Genomic DNA, 19,850 nt, shown 5'->3' on the forward strand with positions numbered 1-19,850 from the left:
AGAAAAAAGGATAAATAAAACAATGTGGGAGGAGAATCATGTACGAGAAAGAGAAGGATCTGGTCGACGCCTTCATGCGCGGCCAGATGAGCCGGCGGAGCCTGTTACGGGGTCTGGCGGCGATGGGCGTTACCGCCGTTACGGCCGATACCCTGATCGGAATGGCCACGTCGAAGGCGCTGGCCGCTGACTTCGACTGGCAGAAGCACAAGGGGACCGGCATCAAGCTGCTGCTGAACAAGCACCCCTATACCGACGCGATGCTGGCCAATCTGCAATCCTTCAAGGATATGACCGGCATCGAGGTCGAATACGACGTGTTTCCGGAGGACGTCTATTTCGACAAGGTCACGGCGGCGCTGGCGTCCGGCTCATCGACCTACGACGCCTTCATGACCGGCGCCTATATGACCTGGACCTACGGGCCCGCCGGCTGGGTTACCGACCTACAGGAGTGGATCGGCGATTCCGAGAAGACGGCGCCAGGGTACAACTGGAACGACATGCTGCCGGGCCTGCGGGCTTCCACCGCCTGGAGCGGCCGGCCGGGCGAGGCGCTGGGCGGGGACAACGCCAAGCAGTGGTGCATCCCCTGGGGTTTCGAGCTCAACAATCTGTCGTACAACCGCCGGATGTTCGATCAGGCCGGTGTGACTCCACCGCAGGACCTGGACGGGCTGGTCGAGACGGCGGCGAAGCTGAATAGCGATATCGACGGGGCCTATGGCATCGGCGTGCGTGGGTCGCGCTCCTGGGCGACCATCCACCCGGGGTTCCTGTCCGGCTACGCCAACTTCGGGCAGCGCGACCTGAAGGTGAAGGACGGCGGTGGCCTGGAAGCGGCGATGAACACCGAGGTGTCCAAGGAGTTCCATCGCAAGTGGGTCAAGATGATCCAGGACAGCGGCCCGACCAACTGGTCGAACTACACCTGGTATCAGGTGGGGACCGATCTTGGGGCCGGCGCCTCGGCGATGATCTTCGACGCCGACATTCTGGGCTTCTTCATGAACGGCGGCGACAACAAGGAAGCCGGCAACCTCGGCTACGCCCCGTTCGCCGCCAATCCGGACGCCGACGCCCCGACGCCGAACGTGTGGATCTGGTCGCTGGCGATGTCGGAGTTCTCGCGCAACAAGGACGCGGCCTGGTACTTCCTGCAGTGGGCGAGCGGGGTTGAGCATGCCCTGTTCGGTGCGCGCGAGAAGGACTTCGTGAACCCGGTGCGTCAGTCCGTCTGGCAGGACGAGCAGTTCCGCGACCGGATGACCTCCGCCTATCCGGGCTACGTCGAGCAGTACGAAGCATCTTCGCCCGGGGCGCAGATCTATTTCACCCCGCAGCCGCTGTTCTTCGACGTCACCACCCAGTGGGCCGCCACTCTGCAGAAAATGGTGGCCGATCAGGTGCCGGTCGACGAAGGCCTCGACCAGCTGGCCGACAGCATCAATCGTCAGCTGTCCGACGCCGGCTTGGGCTGACCGCTTAGACGGCCGGCCGGCATCGTAAAGGCGTACGCGGGACCGGACCGCGTTTGGTCCCCGGTCCCGCGCCGCCAGCCTGTTTTCGCATGTCTGCCAAGGTCGGCCGCGCACGCTAGCCAACGGGTGCGCCTATGACTGTCACTACGCCAGAGGCTGCGGCTGCGCCGCGTCGACGCCGACGCGTCGGACCGAAGCTGCTGCCCTATCTGCTCAGCTTGCCGGCGCTCCTGGTGTGCATCGGCATTCTGATCCCGTTCTTCACCTCGGTGTTCTATTCCCTGCAGCGCTACCGGCTGAGCCAGCCGTGGGCGCGGCAGATGAACTGGGGCGAGAACTATCTCAATCTGCTCAGCGATCCGTCCTTCTGGAACACCTTGAAGGTCTCGCTCAGCTATACCGTGCTGACGGTGGGGGTCGAGTTGGTTCTCGGCCTCGGGATCGCGCTCTTGCTGCAAAAGCGCACGAAGCTAAACAACTTCCTGTCGATCACGCTGCTGCTGCCGCTGATGACCGCGCCGGCGCTGGCGGCGTTGATGTGGAAGCTGATGACCAACCCGAACTTCGGTGTCCTGAGCTATTTCGCCGGGGTGGTCGGGTTGGAGAACTTCAAGTGGGCGTCGTCGCCGGACACGGCGCTGTTCACCGTCGTGCTGGTCGACGTGTGGGTCTACACGCCGTTCATCATGATCCTGCTGCTTGCCGGGTTGCGTAGCCTGCCGCGCCAGCCTTTCGAGGCGGCGGCGCTGGACGGAGTGCCGCGCACCTTCGTGTTCTGGCGCATCACGCTGCCGATGCTGATGCCTTATATCCTGACCGCCTCGCTGTTCCGGATGCTGGAGTCCATCCAGCAGTTCGACATCCTCTACGCGATGACCCAGGGCGGCCCCGGCGACACGCTGACGGTGTTCCAGGTCGAGGCGTACCTGAACTTCTTCCAGTCGACGAACGTGGGCCGGTCGGCAGCGCTGCTGCTGATCCTCTGGGCGATCACGTTCGTGATCTCCAACAGCTTCATCAAGAACTGGCTACGGCTGCGCGAGAAAGCGCGCGGGGAGACCTGAGGCCATGGAACACACAAGCATCCTGGAACGCCTGCTGCGGGCCGCCGCGCTCACCGTGATCGTCGTGTTCTTCATGTTCCCGATCGTCTGGATCCTGCTGATGAGTGTGCAGACCAACGCGACGATCCTGAGCGACCCACCGACCCTGGCGTTCACGCCGACCCTATCGAACTACACGGCCCTGATTACGGGCCAGCTCGACACCCAGGCCGGCTCGCTGAACATCGAATTCATGCAGAACCTGGGCAACTCCGCGATCCTGTCGGTCTGCTCGGTCGTGGTCGCCTTGCTGCTGGGCGTGCCGGCGGCCTACGCCTTCGCCCGGCACCGTTTCCGCGGCAGCGAGGATATCGCCTTCACGCTGCTGTCCTTCCGTTTCGCGCCGCCGCTTCTGGTGGTGCTGCCGCTGTCGCTTTACTTCCAAGACATCGGTCTGGCGGACACCTATATCGGCCTGATCTGGGTCTACCAACTGATTTGCCTGCCGCTGATCCTCTGGATTGTTCGGGGCTACTTCGAGGACATCTCCCCGGACATCGAGCACGCCTACCGGATTTCCGGGCACAGTTGGCTGGCGACCTTCCGCAAGATTGCCCTGCCGTTGGCGGGACCGGGAATCGCGGCCGCGGGCCTGCTCGCGTTCATCTTCGCCTGGAACAACTTCGTGTTCGCGCTGGTGCTCGCCTCCGCCGACAAGCAGCCGGTGACGGTCGGCGCGCTCGCCTTCGTCACCGCCTCCGGCATCCAGTACGGGCAGATCGCCGCGGCCATCGTGCTCGCGATCGCGCCGACGCTGGCCCTGGCGATCTACGCACAACGCTATCTCGTCGAGGGGCTCTCCCTCGGCGCCGTGAAAGGCTGAGACATGGCAAGCATCGAACTCGACCGGATCACGAAGCGCTTCAAGGACACCGTCGTCCTCGACGATGTCTCGCTCAGCGTGGAAGACGGCGAAACGCTGGCCCTGTTCGGGCCCTCGGGTGCCGGCAAGACGATCCTGCTGCGCCTGCTCGCCGGCGTGATCGAGCCGGACGCCGGGCGCGTGCTGATCGGCGGCCACGACATGGCCGACGTCGCACCGGAGCACCGGCGTATCGGGATGGCCTTCCAGAACTTCGCGCTGTTCCCGCACATGAGCGCGTTCGAGAACATCGCGAGCCCGTTGAAGGCCCGGCGGACGGCCGGCGCGGCGCTAAGCGAGGGCGTCGACAAGATCGCACGGCTACTGAAGATCGATCACGTGCTGACCCATTCACCGCGCGCCCTGTCGAACGGCCAGAAACAGCGTACCGCGCTGGCCCGTGCATTGGCGGGGGAGCCGGACGTGCTGCTGCTCGACGATCCGCTGCGCAACGTCGATGCCAAGCTGCGTTTCGAGATGCGTCTGGAACTGCCGCAGGTCCTGGCGCGCCAGCAGGCGACGGCGATCTACGTGACGCAGGACTACAAGGAGGCGATGGCGCTCGGCGACCGGATCGCGGTGCTGTCGGGCGGGCGGATCGTGCAGGTCGGCAAGCCGGAAGACATCTATCTGACCCCGGCGGACGTGGAAACCGCCCAGCTATTCGGCGACCCCACCATCAACCTGTTGGACGTGACGCCCGAACTGGACGACCGCGGCCCGTTCGTTTGCTTGTCCGATCGGCGCATGCCGCTCGATCCCGGCCTGCGCCACGCCGTTGGGCGGAAGTGCCGGATCGGCATGCGGGCGGAGGCGATCCGCTTTGTCGGGCCGGACGACCCCGGCGCCATCGCGGTCACGGTCGAGGCGGAGACCCCGTTGAATGAGAAGGCGGTCACCCTGACCGTTACCAAGCGTGGTCGGGAAATTCTCGTCTCGCGCCCCTCCGAAACGCAGGGCCCGAGTGACACGGCCACGCACATCGCGATCGATACGGCCCACGCGCTCCTGTTCGATCGCGACAGCGGTCAGCGGATCGCGCCCGGTGCGGCGGCAGATCAGCAGGCGGGGGCGGCGGCATGAGCGATCCGATCCTTTCCATCGCGCAGGTCGACAAGGTCTACAACCCCGGCAGCGCGCGCGCCGTCCACGCGGTTCAGGCGCTCGACATGGAGGTCGCGGCGGGCGAGATCGTGGCGCTGCTGGGGTCTTCCGGCTGCGGCAAGACCTCGACCCTGCGCATGATCGCCGGCTTCGAGGAGGTCAGTGCCGGGACGATCATGCTGAATGGTCGCGCGATCCATCGTCTGCCGCCGGCCAAGCGCGGCGTCGCGATGGCATTCGAAGGCTATTCGCTCTATCCGCCGCTGACGGTACGCGAGAACATCGCCTTCGCGCTCAAGTCCAGCCGTTTCAAGCGCGAAGAGGTGAGCCGCCGGGTCGAGGAGGTGGCGGACATTCTGGAGCTGTCCGACGTGCTGGATCGCTATCCGGCCGCGATCTCCGGCGGTCAGCAGCAGCGCGCCAGCCTGGGACGGGCTTTGATCCGCGATGCCGACCTGCACCTGCTGGACGAACCGATGGGCCAGTTGGAACCGCGGTTGCGCGCGCTGCTGCGCGGTCGGATCAAGCACTTCATCAAGGAACGCGGCCTGACCGCGATCCTGGTGACCCACGACCAGACCGAGGCCAATGCGCTCGCGGACCGGATCGCGGTGATGGAGGGCGGGTGCCTGCAGCAGTTCGCCAGTCCGGCAGAGCTCAAGGATCAGCCCGCGAACCTGTTCACCGGCACGTTCATCGGCGAGCCACCGATGAACGTGCTGCCCGCGCGGGCCACGGCGGCGGATGGCGAGGTCCGGTTGCGCCTTCAGGACGGGACGGAACTGCGTTACGCCGAGGCCGATTTCGCCCCGGGGGTGCATGCGCGCATCGCGTCTTGCGATCGGGTGACGTTGGGCGTTCGGCCGCACGCGGTGCACTTGACCGGGGCCGGGGCACCGGCGCGTGTGGTTGCCAACCAATGGCTGGGCGATCAGTCGCACATCGTGGCCGACTTCGCCGGTGACACGCTGGTGATGGTCGAGCATGACCGGCAGCCGGTTAGCCACGGTGATGAGATCGCGGTGACGATCCAGGCCAAGGACCTGCATCTGTTCGATGCCGAGACGGGGGCCGCCTTGATGCACGGCGGGGGTCAGGCATGAGCGGCCCGATCCTGATCGGTCTCGACGCCGGGACGTCCGTGATCAAGGCGGTCGCATTCACCGCGGACGGCCAGCAGCTCGCGGTCGCCAGCCAGCCGAACGATTACCGTATCGGCCCTGATGGTGCGGCCGAACAGGACATGCACCGCACGTGGCGCAACGTCGTGGCCGTGCTGCAGGACCTGCTGGCCGACGCGCCAGAAGTGGCGGCGCGGGCTGCCGTGCTTGCGGTGACGGGGCAGGGCGACGGCTGCTGGCTGATCGATGGGGACGGTGAGCCGGTGCATGACGGGTTGCTTTGGCTCGATGCGCGTGCGGCCGGGGAAGCGCGGGCGGTCGATACGGGCCCGGGTGCGGAGACCGTCTACCGAACGACCGGCACCGGGATGAACGGCTGTCAGATGCGGGCGCAGCTACGGTGGTTGCGCCGGCACATGCCGGATCAGGTCCAGCGTGCGGCGACCGCCCTGCATCCCAAGGACTGGCTCTACTATCGCCTCACCGGCGAGCGGGCGACCTGTCCGAGCGAGGGGGTGTTTACCTTTGGCGATTTCCGGACCCGCGATTATTCGCCCGATGTGCTGGCGGCACTGGAGCTGACGGATCTGGGCCATCTTCTCCCGCCGATAGTTGACGGGACATGTCAGTCGGCATCGCTGGCCGGCGCGGCGGCGGCGGAAACCGGCCTACCGCAGGGGCTACCGGTGGTCCTGGGGTATGTCGATGTGGTCTGCGCGGCGCTCGGCGGCGGGCTCTACGAACCCACGACACGACCGGGTCTGACCATCCTTGGCTCGACCGGCGTGCACATCGATTTTGCGGCGACGGCCGAGGATGTGCATCTGAACGCGCGGCGCTGCGGCTATACCATGGCGCTGCCCGGGACGGCGTGCGCGCAGATGCAGACCAACATGGCGGCGACCCTGAACATCTGCTGGCTGCGCGACCTCGCCGCGGAGGTCCTGTCGTTGGCAGAAAAGGCCCCGGAGCCGGAGGAGTTGCTGACCGCCCTCGACGGCCAGGTTATCAACGCGCGGCCTGGGGCGGCCCTGTTCCACCCCTACATCTCGACCGCGGGTGAGCGGGGCCCGTTTACCGATCCGCACGCCCGGGCCAGCTTCACCGGGTTGGATCATACCATCGGTTTCGCCGATCTGATGCGTAGCGTTTACGAGGGGCTCGCGCTGTCGGCGCGCGACTGCTACGTGGCGATGGGGCCGATCCCATCCGAAATCCGATTGACCGGCGGGGCGGCGCGATCGGCGGCCATGCGGGCCATCCTGGCGGCGGTGCTGGACCGGCCGGTGCGCGTGGCCGATCGGGCGGAAAGCGGCGCGGCCGGCGCCTGCATGATCGCCGCCGTGCAACAGGGCCTCTATCCCGACATGTCGGCCTGCGCGGCGGCTTGGGTGACGCCTTATCTCGGCGCGCCCGAGATGCCCGATGCGCAGCTTGCTGGCACCTACGAGCCCTTGTTCCAGGGCTACCTCGAGACCCGGCAGGCGTTGGCCCCCGTATGGCCGCGCATGGCCGAACTGCGGAGCATGTCATGAGCGTGGACGTCGCGATCATCGGCGATCGCTTCATGTTGTCTGAACTGTTCGCCGAGGCCCTGACCAAGGCATGCGGAACCGCGGTGCGATGCCGCGGCCTTGACCTCGAGTGGCCGGACGCGCCGATGCAGCACGGCTACGCGGAGCCGGGGATGGGCGGTCTGAAGGAGTATCTGGGCGATCCCGAGCAGGTGATCGACCACATCGGTACTGCCCCGATCCTGGTCACCCATCTGGCGCCCCTGTCGCAGGAGATGTTTGCCCGTCTGAACGGTCTGGAGCTGGTGGCGGTCTCGCGCGGCGGGCCGGTCAACATCGATATGGCGGCCGCGCGGGCCCGCGGCGTGAAGGTGGTCAACGCCCCCGGCCGCAACGCCTCCGCTGTGGCAGAGTTTACGATCGGTGCGATTCTGGCCGAAACCCGCAAGATCACGCGTGGTCACGATGCGCTGCGCGCGGGCACCTGGCGTGGTGACCTGTATCGCGCCGACACGACCGGGGAGGAGCTGTCGGCCCTGACGGTCGGGGTGATCGGCTATGGCGCGATCGGCACGCGGGTCGTCCGGCTGCTGCGCGCGTTCGGGGCCCGGGTTCTGGTCGCCGACCCCTACGTTCAGTTGGACCCGGTCGACGTCGCAGATGGCGTGGAACTGGTCGACCGGGCGCGGCTGCTGTCGGAGTCCGACGTGGTCACGCTGCATGCGCGCGTGACCGAGGAAACGACCGGGTTCATCGATGCCGCGGCTTTCGCCGCGATGAAGCCCGGTGCGGTCTTCGTCAACACCGCGCGCGGGCCGATGGTCGACTACGACGCGCTGCACGATGCCTTGGCACGTGGGCATCTGGGGGGCGCGATGCTGGAAACCTTCGCGGTCGAGCCCGCGCCGGCCGATTGGCCGCTGCTGCGGCTGCCCAACGTCACCCTGACCCCGCACATCGCCGGGGCATCCCTGACCACCGTTAAACGCGCGGCCAGCATGGCAGCCGAGGAGGTGCGCCGGCACCTTGCCGGCGAGCCGCCGCGCAACCCGTGCTAACCGAGAGGAGCTATCGATGAAACAGGAAGAACGCGAGCTACGCCAGGCGATCTGCGAGCAGGCGCGCTGGATGAACGACAGCGGCCTGAACCAGGGCACTTCGGGCAATATCTCCGCCCGGTTCGAGGATCGGATGCTGATCACGCCTTCGGCCACACCTTATGCCGAAATGCAGCCGGAGATGATCACTGCCATGCCCTTGGAAGGCGACTACGGTGCCTGGGAGGGGCCGCTGAAGCCCTCGACCGAATGGCGCTTCCACCTCGACATTCTGCGCGCCCGACCCGATACCGGGGCGGTCGTGCACACCCACTCCACCTATGCCACCACGCTGGCGATCACCGGGCGCGAGATCCCGGCCTGCCACTACATGATGGCAGCCTTCGGCGGCATGACCATCCGCTGCGCCCCCTATGCCACCTTCGGGACCAAGGAACTATCGGAAAACGCGATCCAGGCGCTGGAAGGCCGTACCGGTTGCCTGCTCGCCAACCATGGCATGATCGCCACGGGCGCAAATCTGGCCAAGGCGATGTGGCTGGCCGTCGAGCTGGAGACGATCGCCAAGCAGTATTACCTCAGCCTGCTGATCGGTGGCCCGAACCTGCTGAACGAAGACCAGATCGCCGAAACGGCGAAATCCTTCGGCTCCTACGGCGTGCAGGATGATTACAAGCGTATTCAGTCGGACGCCGACCAAGCCGCGCGCGTCGAGTAGGGGAGGGCGCGATGCCTGCGCACGCGGGGGACAAAAGCGACGTCGATTTGCTGGTCATCGGCGGCGGCGTCAACGGCGCGGGCGTTGCCCGCGATGCGGCCGGACGTGGGCTGCGTGTGCTGCTGTGCGAGAAGGGCGATCTTGCCGAAGGCACCTCGTCGCGCTCCGGCAAGTATATCCATGGCGGCCTGCGTTACCTGGAATATTACGAGTTCCGTCTGGTGCGCGAGGCGCTGATCGAGCGGGAAGTCCTGTTGGCCGCCGCGCCGCATATCGTCTGGCCGATCCCGCTGGTCTTGCCGCACAGCCCCGAGCAGCGGCCGCGCTGGCTGATCCGCCTCGGGCTGTTCCTGTACGACCATCTGGGCGGACGCAAGAAGCTCCCCGCGACCCGGGCGCTCGACCTGCGGACGGCGCCCGAGGGCAAGCCGTTGCGGGCCCAGTTCACCAAGGGGTTTGAATACGCGGATTGCTGGGTCGACGACGCCCGGCTGGTGATCCTGAACGCGGTCGATGCCGCCCGTCATGGGGCGGAGGTGGTGACCCGGACGGCCTGTACTTCTGCCCGCCGCGAGGAGGGGGGCTGGCGCGCGGAGCTGCGGGACGAGACCAGCGGTGCGACGCGGGAGGTGCGGGCGCGCGCGATCGTGAACACAGCCGGTCCGTGGGTCGAGAAGGTGTTGACCTCGGTCGCGGGGATCAACACCAGCTATCGCGTCCGGCTGGTCAAGGGCAGCCACATCGTTACCAAGCGCTGGTGGGAGGGGGACCACGGTTACGTCCTGCAGAACACCGACCGGCGGATCATCTTCGTCAATCCCTACCAGGACGATCTGGCGTTGATCGGCACGACCGACATTCCCTTCGATGGTCAGCCGGAGGACGTTGCGATCGATGCCGACGAGATCAGCTACCTGCTGGGCATTCTCAACCGCTATTTCGAGGTCGAGCTGACGCCGGCGGACGTGCTCAGCAGCTTTTCCGGCGTGCGTCCGCTGTTCGACGACGGCACGGAGAACGCGTCCGCGGTGACGCGTGACTATTCGTTCGAGCTGGACGGCGGTCACGGCGCGCGCGCGCCGATCCTGTCCGCTTTCGGCGGCAAGATTACCACTTACCGCAAGCTCTCCGAGCATGCCCTGGACCGCCTGGCGCACGTCTTCCCCGAGATGGGCGATGCCTGGACGGAACGGGCCCCGCTGCCCGGCGGGGAGATGGCGGATGCGGACTTCGACAGCTGGTTCGCGGGGTTCAAGCAGCGTCATCCCTGGCTGCCGCACGACCTCGCGCTGCACTACGCCCGGCTGTACGGCAGCGATGCCGAGCAATTACTGTCCGGGGCAGGGTCCACCGAGGAGTTGGGGCAGCATTTCGGCCACCTGTTCTATGAACGGGAGGCCCGCTGGCTGGTCGAGCGTGAGTGGGCGCGCACGCCCGACGACATCCTGGACCGACGGACCAAGCATGGGCTGTTCCTGAGCGAGAACGAGCGTGCCCGCTTTGCCGACTGGCTGGATCGGAGGGCGGCGGCGTGAGCGGACGCGACCTTTCGGACACTGCCGAACTGCTGCGTGCGTCGCCCGCGTTCGCGGCGCTGTGCCAGGTTTCCGCCCGGTTGGGGGCGGATCCGCTGCAGGTGCAGGGCCCGGGTGGCAACACCTCGCTGAAGCGCGACGGGGTCATGTGGATCAAGGCTTCGGGCACCTGGTTGGCCGATGCGACGGACAGCGATGTCATGGTGCCGGTCGACCTGGACTCCCTGATCCAGGCGGTCGCGGCCGGGGAGGACAGTGCCGAGCGGCCGGTCGAGCACGCGATTGCCGCCGCCAACCGCCGTGGCCTGCGCCCCTCGATCGAGACGGCCGTTCACGCGGTTCTGTCCCACCCCGTGGTGTTGCACACGCACTGCGTGGCGACGATCGCCGTGGCCTTGCGCCAGGATGCGGCGGAGGTGGTCGCCGAGTGTCTGGGGGATCTGGGTGCGGTGTTCGTGCCCTACGTTCAGCCTGGGCTTGATCTGGCGCATGCGATCCAACAGCGGATCGGGCCCGAAACCAGGTTGATCGTGCTCGGCAACCACGGACTGGTCGCGGCTGGTGCGGACGCCGCCGACGCCGAAGCACTGCTGCGTACGGCGAGCGCCCGGCTCGACCGTCGGCCAGCGGCAGGTGATGCGCCGCACCCGGATCTCGAAGTGCGGCTTGCGGGATCGGACTATGTCGCTGCCGACGCGCCGCGCCTGCACGCGCTTGCCCGGGATCCAGACTGCCTCGAGGTCATGGCAGCGGGGTCTTACTACCCCGATCACGTCGTCTTTTTGGGCCCACGCGTGGCGTGTGCCGGATCGGAGGAAACGGCGCCTACAGCCGCCGCGCGCTTGGCCGAGACGGGGAACGCACCGCCGCCGCTATTGATCTTTCCCGGGCTTGGGGCGGCGATCCGGCAAGACGCTTCGGCCAGCACGCGGGCGCTCGCGGCTTGCTTGGGCGAGGTTGCCGCGCGCTTGGATCCGGGGGCACCCTGCCGGGCCCTGACCACCGACGAGGAGGCCGCGCTGATGGGCTGGGAAGCCGAAGCTTACCGGCGCAAGCTCGACGCGGCGCGCGACGGATGACGGCCTATCCGACAGCACTTGGGGTCGATGTCGGCACTGGTGGCGTGCGTGCTGGGGTGCTCGACGCGCGCGAGAACGTGGTCGCGACGGCGAGCGCGGCGTATTGCGACCATGGCGGCGATCCGGCCGATCCGGGCACTTGGGCGGCCGCGTTTCAGGCCGCGGTGTCCGATCTGGGGATGGACGCCGATCTGGCGTCCGTTGGTGCCGTATCGGTGGACGGCACGTCGGCACGCTGTTGGCTGTGGACGCGGACGGGGTGCCGGTCGGTCCGCCCCTGATGTACGATCATGTGGTGAGCGATCCCACGATCCCGGAGGCGATCGCCGCTGCGGCACCGCATGACAGCGCGGCCCACGGCGCTGCGTCCGCGTTGGCGCGTGCGCTGGAGATGCAGGACCGCCCTGGGGTGCGCGGGCTGCTGCACCAGGCGGACTGGATCGCGAGCCTGCTGTCCGGGCGCACCGATGTCAGTGACGAGAGTAACGCGCTTAAGACCGGCTACGACCCGGTCGCCCGGCACTGGCCGGATTGGCTCGCGCAGACCCCGTTGCGCCGCGAACTGCTGCCGGACGTGGTGCCTTGCGGCCACGTCACCGGCCGGATCGGGGCGGAAGCCGCGCAGCGCACGGGCCTGCCGTCGGGCGCGCGGGTGGTTGCGGGCTGCACCGATGGCTGTGCTTCCTTCCTGGCGACCGGTGCGGACCGGCCGGGCGACGGGGTCAGCGCGCTGGGGACGACGCTGACGATCAAGCTGCTCTCCCACACGCCAGTGTTCGCCCCGGAGTACGGCATCTACAGCCACCGCATCGGCGACGTCTGGCTCGCCGGTGGGGCGTCCAACGTTGGCGGCGGGGTGCTGGCCGACTACTTCGACGGGGATCGCCTCGCGGATTTATCGCGGCGGATCGATCCGGAGCAGGACAGCGGCCTCGACTATTACCCGCTGCGTCGGCCGGGCGAACGCTTCCCGATTGCCGATCCGGCGCTGGCTCCCCGATTGAGCCCCCGGCCGGACGACGATGGGGTGTTTTTGCATGGGCTTCTGGAAGGCATTGCGCGGGTCGAGGCGCTTGGATATCAGCGGCTGCGCGAACTGGGTGCGCCTGTCTTGACGCGCCTGCGCAGCGTTGGTGGCGGGGCTCGCAACCCGGTGTGGCGGCGGCTGCGCGAACGCATGCTGGGCGTCGACAGCGCGTCGGTGCTCTCGGAGGAAGCGGCCGTCGGGACGGCCCGATTGGCGGTGCGGTCTCTGCGTGGTGAGGAGGTGTGACGTGGTCGATCAGCTGAGCGGGGTGCGCGCGCTTGCGGGCGTTTATCAGGCCATCCTGATCGACCAGTTCGGCGTGCTGCACGACGGGAAAACCGCATTGCCGGGCGCGCGGGAAGCCGTCCTGGGGCTGCGGGATCAAGGCGCCCGTTTGGCCGTGATCTCGAATTCCGGCAAGCGCGCGGCCGTCAATCAGGAGCGGTTGCGCGCGCTCGGTTTCGAGGAGGCGCTGTTCGATGGGGTGATGACCTCGGGCGAGCTGGCGCGCCAGTTCTTCACGGACTGGCTGCGTGAGGGGCGACTGGAAGGCGGCACCGGCGTTCACTTCGTGTCGGCCGACGACGATCGGGCTGTGATCGCGGGGTTGCCGCTCACCGAGGTCGAGCGTGCTGCCGACAGTGGACTTCTGCTGATTGCTGGGGCGGGTGCAAGCACGACGGATAATCCGGAAATCGAGACGGCGCTGCGGGCGCATGCGGATCAAGGCACGCCGTGCGTGTGCATCAATCCGGATGTCCGTATGTACGTCGATGGCTGCATCGTTCCAGGGCCGGGCGCGGTTGCCGAGCGGTATGCCGAGCTTGGCGGTCGCGTCATTTGGATCGGCAAGCCAGACCCCAGCATTTTCCAGGCTGCCCGCGAGACGCTCGGCGTTCCGGCGGAGGCCCGCACGCTGGTAATCGGCGACAGCCCGTACCACGACGTCGCGGGCGCTCAACGGGCCGGCTATGACTGGTTGTTCGTCTCCGGCGGCATCTATGCGGACGAGACCGCCCCCGCCGCTCTGGAAGCGGATCTTGGGAAGAGCCGGGGCTACGCGATCGAGCGGCTGGTTTGGTAGCGCGATACATGCCGGCGATGTGACCGGTTAGAAGCTCGATGCTTCGGGCGGCGCATTGGGCGCGGCGATGGCGTGCAGCACGAAGTCCACGATCTGGGCGCGGCGTCTGGACACTTCTTCCGGGGCTCCGAGGTCGCGTGCGAAGACCGCACCGAGGGTGTGGCGGTTCGCGACATAGTGGTAGCTCATGCCGGCGATCGAGAGATAGAGCGCGAGTGCGTCCACTTCGGGCCGGAACAGGCCGTGGGCGACCCCGCGTTCCAGGATCAGTTCGAGGGAGTCCCGTAGTGGGTTGTAGGCCTTCACGGAGGCCGTCGACTGGCGCATGTGCTCACCGCCCAGCCGGTTTTCGATGTTCAGGAAAGTGATGATGCTCGGGTTGTTCAGGAAGTAGTCGAACGTCGATTCCACGAGCTGCCGGATCGCCGTTCGCGGCTCCAGATCACGCAGGTCGAGGTCCTGCTGGTAGCGTCGCAATGCCAGGACTTCGGCTTCTAGCGCTTCCGCGAACAGGGCGTTCTTGCTGCCGAAGTGGTGGAAGACGGATGCCTTCGCGACGCCCGAGCGTTCGGCGATTTCATCCATCCGCGCGCCCTTGAAGCCGCTGGTCGCGAACACCGCGCGGGCGCCCTCCACGATGCGCGCCCGTGTCCGCGTGCGGTCCCGCTGTTTCTCGTCCGGATCCTTGGGTCGGGTCATCGTGCCTTCAGTACCGATTCGAAACGGTGCCTTGCCTTCGCTACAGGATTGCTATACACACCCCGTAACTGACCCACTAGTCAATTATAGGTCAGATGGAGGGGAGGAACATGCCAAGTAGCGCTGCCTTGGTTCAGATTGGGCCCCTGGATGCGCGTCGCGTCGGTGGCCGCACCGTGCGACCCGCCTGGGCCCCATGATCGAACCGCTCATTGCACTTGGAACCCTGCTCGGTCTGATCGCGCTCGGCGCGCCGGTTTTCCTGGCGCTGGGGGGTGCCGGGTTGCTCGGGCTGTACATGGCGCGTGGCGAAATGGCGCTGTTTCTGGCGCCGACATCCGTGTTCGGCCAGTTGAACAGCTTCGAGATGATCGCCCTGCCGCTGTTCATCTTGATGGGGTTCCTGCTGTCCGAGACGCCGGTCGGCCGCGACATCTTTCATGTGGCCTCGGTATGGCTCAACCGCATCCGCGGCGGTCTGGCGATCTCCTCGGTTGGGGCCTGCACGCTGTTCGGCGCGGTCAGCGGCGTGTCGATCGCCGGCGTGGCGTCGGTTGGCAAGCTGGCCGTGCCGGAAATGATGAAACGCGGGTACTCCGCGAACTTGGCTGCCGGCAGTGTGGCTACGGCCGGGGCGATCGCCATGCTGATCCCACCCTCGGTGCCGTTCATCGTCTACAGTGCGATGAGCGGCGTCTCGGTCTCGTCGCTGTTCATCGGCGGCCTGATTCCTGGTCTCGCCATTGCCTTCGCGCTGTCTTTCTACATCTACCTGCGCTGCCGGTTGCGGCCGGACGAAGCGCCCTCGGTCGAACAGACGGTGGATTGGCGCGCCCGGCTGCTCAGCCTTGGCCGTATCTGGCATGTGGTGTTCCTGGTCGTGCTGGTGGTGGGCACCATCTACTCGGGTTTGGCGACCCCCACCGAGGCGTCCTCCTTTGGCGTCATCGGTGCGGCAGCGATCGCCGGGGTCGTTTATCGCGTGCTGACGCTGGAGAAGTTGATCGAGATCGTGTGGAACAGCCTTCGGGTCAGCGCGACGATCCTGCTGATCATCGGCTGTGCCAAGATTTTCGGCGACTACCTGAACCTGATCCGGATTCCACAAATGCTGGCTTCGACGGCGACCTCGGTCGCGCTGCCGCCGGAGCTGGTCATGCTGCTGGTGATGCTCGTGCTGATCGCGCTGGGGACGGTGATCGACGGTTTCTCGCTGATCGTGGTCACCACGCCGTTCCTGCTGCCGATCGTGACCACGCTGGGATACGACCCGTTGTGGTTCGGCATCGTGCTGGTGATGAACCTGGAGATTGCCGTGGTCACGCCCCCGGTTGGCCTGAATCTCTACACCCTGAAAGGGGTCGTGCCCGAACTCTCGATGGAGCAGGTGATCGCCTCTGCGCTGCCGTTCGTCGCGATCCAGTTTTTGGTTCTGTTGGTGTTCGTGCTGTTCCCGGGCCTGAGCCTCTGGTTGCCGGGACTGCTCTGAGCCGTGCCAAGAAGAAGACCAGTTCAAGGGAGGTTTGATATGACGACGCATAGCCGACGCGACATGATGAAGTACGGTCTCGCGGCCGGTCTGGCCGCGGGCACGATGGGCCTGCCGTGCTTGTCGAACGCGGCCTCGACCTACACCGGCGTGACCTACATGCCGCCCAGTTACACGGCGCTGATGTGGGGCATCGACGGCTTTAACAAGCGGTTGAACGAAGGCATGGGCGATGCCGGCAAGGCCGAATTCTACGACAGCGCCACGCTGCTGAAGGCCGACGAGCAGATCGCTGGCCTGCGGTCGCGCAGCATCGACTACATGTTCCACACCTCGACCTACATCAGCCGTTCGTTCAAGGCGGTTGGCCTGCTGGGCCTACCCAGCCTGGTTGGCGAACTGTATGAAAACGGCGACCGTATTAGCCGTGGCACGCCGTTGTTCAACCTGATGCGTGACCACTTGCGTCAGGATAACATCGAGATGCTCAGCCTGGGTGGCGGCGTGATCGAGCCGCAATACGTATGGTCCGCCAAGGAGCCGATCACCTCGCTGGAGCAGTTGCGTGGCCGCAAGGTTCGCGTGGTCGGCTACGAAGCCTCGACGGCCCTGGAGAGCATTGGGGTGGTGCCGGTGCGTATCCCCTCCTCGGAGACCTACCTGGCGCTGCAGCGCGGTACGGTCGACGCGGCGGTGGCGAACATTTCCACGGTGATCGCCCGGAACCTGCAGGAGCAGCTGAAGTACGTCTACAAGCTGCCGATCACCGCCTACACCATCGGCCTTTATATGCGCGCCGACCGTTACCAGAACCTGGACCCGGTTGCGCGCGAAGCGTTCGACAACGCCACCGCCTGGTACGACGCCAACAGCGCGGATCAGGTCAATAACGTGCTTTATAAGCGCGACCACTGGCCGAAAATCGACGAGGCCGGCATCGAGACGGTCGAGCCCGACCAGGCCGCGCGCGAGCAGTTCACCGAGATCTCCAAGGAGGTCTGGGAGTGGTGGAAGGACCAAGCCGGCCGCGAGTTCGGCGAGAAGGCGATCGCGCTCGCCCGCGGCGAGTCCGCTTAGCCGACATGGCTGTGATCCGCATCGCCGTCATTCGCATCATAGATGTGTGCGCCTGGGGACTACGGTTCCTGGGCGCAGCGGCCCTGGTGTTCATGGCGCTGTCGGTCTTCTACGACACGATGATGCGCTACCTGTTTCTGGCGCCGACCTCCTGGAGCCTGGAGATCAACTCCATCCTGGTCGCGGCCATCGCCTTCATCCCCGCCGCCCACGTGCTGCGGGAGCGTCAGCAGCTGCGCATCGGTCTGATCCAGGATCAGCTCACCGGCATCCCGGCGCGTGTGGTGGCCACGCTGATCGGCCTGTGCGGCATGGCCTTCTGCGTCGTGCTGACCTGGCGCGGCGGCATGATCGCCTACGACGCCTGGCTGTACGGCGAGCGCATGTCGACCGTGCTGGGCACGCCAAAGGTACTGCCCTACAGCTTGATCCCGATCGGTTTCGGCGCGCTTGGGCTGGCCTTCCTCGCGAACACTCTGGAAGTGCTGGCCGGCGTCGAGCGGCGGGAGGACGGGGCGCCGCTGTAGGCGGTTTCTTGCCCCGTCTCCCTGCGGCCCGCTTCCCGCAGGCCGCGCTTGTCTTCACGTCATATACGGGAGCTTTCCGGAATGTCTCTTCCTCTCCTGCCGACCTCGCTGGTCGGGAGCTACGCCCAGTCCGATTGGCTGATCGATCGCGCCTCGCTGGGCAAGCGCTTCCCGCCGCGCACCCGGGCCGCCGAACTCTGGCGCATCCCCGAGGCCAACCTCAAGGAGGCCCAGGATGACGCCACGCTGTTGGCGATCCGGGAACAGGAGGAAGCCGGGCTCGACATCATTACCGACGGTGAAATCCGGCGCGAAAGCTATTCCAACCGCTTCGCGACGGCGCTGGAGGGGATCGATATCGACACGCCCGGTACCGCGCTGGACCGCTCCGGTCACCCCAACCCGGTGCCGCGCATCGCCGGCCCGATCCGCCGCACCGAGACGATCATGGTGGAGGATGTCCGCTTCCTGCGCCGGCATACGGACCGCACGGCGAAGATTACCGTGCCGGGTCCCTTCACGATGTCGCAGCAGGCGCAGAACGACCACTATCCGACCCTGGCCGACGCGGCGATGGACTACGCCGCCGCGATCAACGCCGAGATCAAGGATCTGTTCGCCGCCGGCGCCGACATCGTGCAGATCGACGAGCCTTACATGCAGGCCCGTCCCGAACAGGCCGAGGAGTATGGCCTGACCGCGCTCAACCGCGCGCTGGAGGGTGTCAGCGGGACCACCGCGGTGCATATCTGCTTCGGCTACGCCGCGCTGATCCACGAGCGGCCGGAAGGCTATTCCTTCCTGCCGCAGCTCAATGGCTGCAGCTGCAACCAGATCTCGATCGAGACGGCGCAGTCGAACCTCGACTGCTCGGTGCTGAAGGAACTGGAAAACAAGACGGTCATCCTGGGAGTGATCGACCTCAGCGATCATGCGGTCGAGACCCCGGAGACGGTCGCTGCCCGCATCCGTCGCGGTCTCGAGTATGTGCCGGCCGAGCGGATCGTGGTGGCGCCGGATTGCGGCATGAAGTACCTGCCGCGTGAGTCCGCCTTCGGCAAACTGCAGGCGATGGTCGAAGGAGCCCGCATCGTCCGCGCCGAACAGCAAGGCGGGCGCTAACACACCAGTCGGCTCACGACGCTGCCGGTGGGCTGCGGCCTTAGCGGGGCCGCACGGCGTCGGAGACGAGAACGCCCGGGTCAGTTCGATCGGACCGACCCGGGCGCACTTGCCTAAAAAAACCGAGCCGGTCTATCCCTGCGTGACCGCGGCGCGGACCGCTTCGATGGCCGGTTTCCCGTTGCGGGCTTCGACTCCCTCGAGGAATTCCGAGACGCGGTCCATGTTGTTGCGGATCCACTCGGCGGCGACCTCTTCCTGATCGCGGTCCTTGTAGCTGTATTCGTACACCCACTTGGACTGCTCGTCCTTGCGCACCTGATACTGGCTGAAGAACTTCGCGACCATCGGGTGATCCTCGACCATCCTGACGTTAGCGACCGTCAGCACGTCGGACTTCGTTTCCGCGATCTTCGGCTCGCCCTTTGCCGAGAGGTACTTGATGTCGTAGGCGATGTTCATCCAGTGCGGTTCCCAGCCCAGGAAAACGATCCATTGATCGCGGTCCACCAGGCGGCCGACCTGAGCCAGCATCGCCGAGGTACTCGAGGGCACCAGTTCCCAATCGCCGAGCCCGTGGCGGTTGTTAGCGATGGCATCCCTGATCGATTTGTTGAATCCGGTGCCCGCCTCGATGCCGTAGATTTTGTAATCGAACTTGTCGGCGTGGGCGGCGAGGTCGGCCTCGCTCTTGACGCCGGCTTCCCAGACGTAGGTCGGCACCGCGATGCCCATGGTCGCGTTCGCGATGTTGGTGGTCAGGGTCTTGACCTCACCTTGCTCGACCAGCGGATCGATCATGTCCTTTTCCGTCGGCATCCAGCCGCCGAGGTAGATGTCCAGATCGTCGGTCTTGAGCGAGTTCAGGATCACCGAGGGGCTGCCATTCACGTTAGACGTCTGGTAGCCCATGTGTACGAGCAACTGTTCGGCGATTTCGCTCTTCACCGTGACGCCCGGCCAGGTTGGCGTCCCGAACCGGATGGTTGGCGCCTCATCCGCTGCCGCCGGATGCGGGCCCGCTAGGCCCAGGGCGCACACCGCCAGGCCCGTCGCCAGGACGGTGCGGCGGAAGATGCCCGTCGCGCGGGCAGGTTCGGTGGTATGGTTGCTGTTTGTCATCAGTCCTCCCTCGGGAATATGCCCGGTTCGCTGATGGTTCGAGGGCCCGGATGCAGAGTGTCGCGAACCGGTGCCTGCCGATTGGTTTATGGGCAGGCTGAACATCTGCAGGCATCGTCGGGCCGGGC

At 66.3% G+C, this 19,850-nt stretch carries 19 protein-coding genes; 17 read left to right on the plus strand and 2 right to left on the minus strand.

Annotation, left to right across the window (positions count from 1 at the left end; genetic code table 11):
• Positions 1 to 38 precede the first annotated feature (38 nt).
• The 13 genes from RHOSA_RS0109745 (at position 39) to RHOSA_RS21695 (ending at position 13,686) form a co-directional block, all read left to right on the plus strand.
• Positions 39 to 1,481, plus strand: coding sequence for an extracellular solute-binding protein (locus RHOSA_RS0109745; RefSeq protein ID WP_027288517.1), 1,443 nt, complete (start codon positions 39 to 41; stop codon positions 1,479 to 1,481).
• 134 nt (positions 1,482 to 1,615) lie between these two features.
• Entirely contained in the window at positions 1,616 to 2,545 is a 930-nt protein-coding gene (locus RHOSA_RS0109750) for a carbohydrate ABC transporter permease (protein ID WP_027288518.1), read from the plus strand.
• Positions 2,546 to 2,549: 4 nt separating this feature from the next.
• On the plus strand, positions 2,550 to 3,407 hold the full coding sequence (locus tag RHOSA_RS0109755) for a carbohydrate ABC transporter permease (protein ID WP_027288519.1): 858 nt from the start codon (positions 2,550 to 2,552) through the stop codon (positions 3,405 to 3,407).
• Between the two features lie 3 nt (positions 3,408 to 3,410).
• The gene (locus RHOSA_RS0109760) at positions 3,411 to 4,529 is read left to right on the plus strand and encodes an ABC transporter ATP-binding protein (protein WP_027288520.1); all 1,119 of its coding nucleotides are present in this window, start codon (positions 3,411 to 3,413) and stop codon (positions 4,527 to 4,529) included.
• Entirely contained in the window at positions 4,526 to 5,653 is a 1,128-nt protein-coding gene (locus tag RHOSA_RS0109765; protein WP_027288521.1) for an ABC transporter ATP-binding protein, read from the plus strand. The genes RHOSA_RS0109760 and RHOSA_RS0109765 overlap by 4 nt, the downstream gene beginning before the upstream one ends.
• Positions 5,650 to 7,206, plus strand: coding sequence for an FGGY-family carbohydrate kinase (locus RHOSA_RS0109770; RefSeq protein WP_027288522.1), 1,557 nt, complete (start codon positions 5,650 to 5,652; stop codon positions 7,204 to 7,206). Before RHOSA_RS0109765 ends, RHOSA_RS0109770 begins: the two co-directional genes overlap by 4 nt.
• Positions 7,203 to 8,243 (plus strand): 2-hydroxyacid dehydrogenase, encoded by a 1,041-nt coding sequence (locus RHOSA_RS0109775; protein WP_027288523.1) that lies wholly within the window; start codon positions 7,203 to 7,205, stop codon positions 8,241 to 8,243. Before RHOSA_RS0109770 ends, RHOSA_RS0109775 begins: the two co-directional genes overlap by 4 nt.
• Positions 8,244 to 8,259: 16 nt before the next feature.
• On the plus strand, positions 8,260 to 8,961 hold the full coding sequence (locus tag RHOSA_RS21685; protein ID WP_051432009.1) for a class II aldolase/adducin family protein: 702 nt from the start codon (positions 8,260 to 8,262) through the stop codon (positions 8,959 to 8,961).
• 11 nt (positions 8,962 to 8,972) lie between these two features.
• Positions 8,973 to 10,496, plus strand: a complete 1,524-nt coding sequence (locus RHOSA_RS0109785) for a glycerol-3-phosphate dehydrogenase (protein WP_027288524.1) — start codon at positions 8,973 to 8,975, stop codon at positions 10,494 to 10,496.
• Positions 10,493 to 11,575, plus strand: a complete 1,083-nt coding sequence (locus tag RHOSA_RS0109790) for a class II aldolase/adducin family protein (protein ID WP_169816622.1) — start codon at positions 10,493 to 10,495, stop codon at positions 11,573 to 11,575. Before RHOSA_RS0109785 ends, RHOSA_RS0109790 begins: the two co-directional genes overlap by 4 nt.
• On the plus strand, positions 11,572 to 11,856 hold the full coding sequence (locus RHOSA_RS26065) for a hypothetical protein (protein WP_437123664.1): 285 nt from the start codon (positions 11,572 to 11,574) through the stop codon (positions 11,854 to 11,856). The genes RHOSA_RS0109790 and RHOSA_RS26065 overlap by 4 nt, the downstream gene beginning before the upstream one ends.
• A gap of 14 nt (positions 11,857 to 11,870) precedes the next feature.
• Positions 11,871 to 12,848 carry an FGGY-family carbohydrate kinase gene (locus tag RHOSA_RS21690; RefSeq protein WP_437123665.1) on the plus strand — a complete coding sequence of 326 codons (978 nt, stop codon included), beginning with the start codon at positions 11,871 to 11,873 and terminating at the stop codon, positions 12,846 to 12,848.
• Between the two features lies 1 nt (position 12,849).
• A complete protein-coding gene (locus RHOSA_RS21695; protein ID WP_051432010.1) occupies positions 12,850 to 13,686 on the plus strand; it encodes a TIGR01459 family HAD-type hydrolase in 837 nt (278 codons plus the stop codon).
• Positions 13,687 to 13,713: 27 nt separating this feature from the next.
• On the opposite strand, the gene RHOSA_RS0109805 is transcribed toward RHOSA_RS21695, so the two are convergent.
• On the minus strand, positions 13,714 to 14,385 hold the full coding sequence (locus RHOSA_RS0109805; protein WP_027288526.1) for a TetR/AcrR family transcriptional regulator: 672 nt from the start codon (positions 14,383 to 14,385) through the stop codon (positions 13,714 to 13,716).
• 196 nt (positions 14,386 to 14,581) lie between these two features.
• Between RHOSA_RS0109805 and RHOSA_RS0109810 the strand changes: the two genes are divergently transcribed.
• The 4 genes from RHOSA_RS0109810 (at position 14,582) to RHOSA_RS0109825 (ending at position 18,600) form a co-directional block, all read left to right on the plus strand.
• Positions 14,582 to 15,874: a TRAP transporter large permease gene (locus tag RHOSA_RS0109810; protein WP_037256031.1), complete on the plus strand. Its 1,293-nt coding sequence runs from the start codon at positions 14,582 to 14,584 to the stop codon at positions 15,872 to 15,874.
• Between the two features lie 39 nt (positions 15,875 to 15,913).
• Positions 15,914 to 16,951: a TRAP transporter substrate-binding protein gene (locus RHOSA_RS0109815; protein WP_027288528.1), complete on the plus strand. Its 1,038-nt coding sequence runs from the start codon at positions 15,914 to 15,916 to the stop codon at positions 16,949 to 16,951.
• A gap of 5 nt (positions 16,952 to 16,956) precedes the next feature.
• Positions 16,957 to 17,478, plus strand: a complete 522-nt coding sequence (locus RHOSA_RS21700; protein ID WP_051432011.1) for a TRAP transporter small permease — start codon at positions 16,957 to 16,959, stop codon at positions 17,476 to 17,478.
• Positions 17,479 to 17,559: 81 nt separating this feature from the next.
• Positions 17,560 to 18,600, plus strand: coding sequence for a uroporphyrinogen decarboxylase family protein (locus RHOSA_RS0109825; protein WP_027288529.1), 1,041 nt, complete (start codon positions 17,560 to 17,562; stop codon positions 18,598 to 18,600).
• Between the two features lie 132 nt (positions 18,601 to 18,732).
• Here RHOSA_RS0109825 and RHOSA_RS21705 read toward each other — a convergent pair whose 3' ends face one another.
• On the minus strand, positions 18,733 to 19,827 hold the full coding sequence (locus RHOSA_RS21705; RefSeq protein ID WP_200371929.1) for an ABC transporter substrate-binding protein: 1,095 nt from the start codon (positions 19,825 to 19,827) through the stop codon (positions 18,733 to 18,735).
• Positions 19,828 to 19,850: the final 23 nt, after the last annotated feature.

This window comes from Rhodovibrio salinarum DSM 9154 (genome assembly GCF_000515255.1).
GTDB classification, from domain to species: domain Bacteria; phylum Pseudomonadota; class Alphaproteobacteria; order Kiloniellales; family Rhodovibrionaceae; genus Rhodovibrio; species Rhodovibrio salinarum.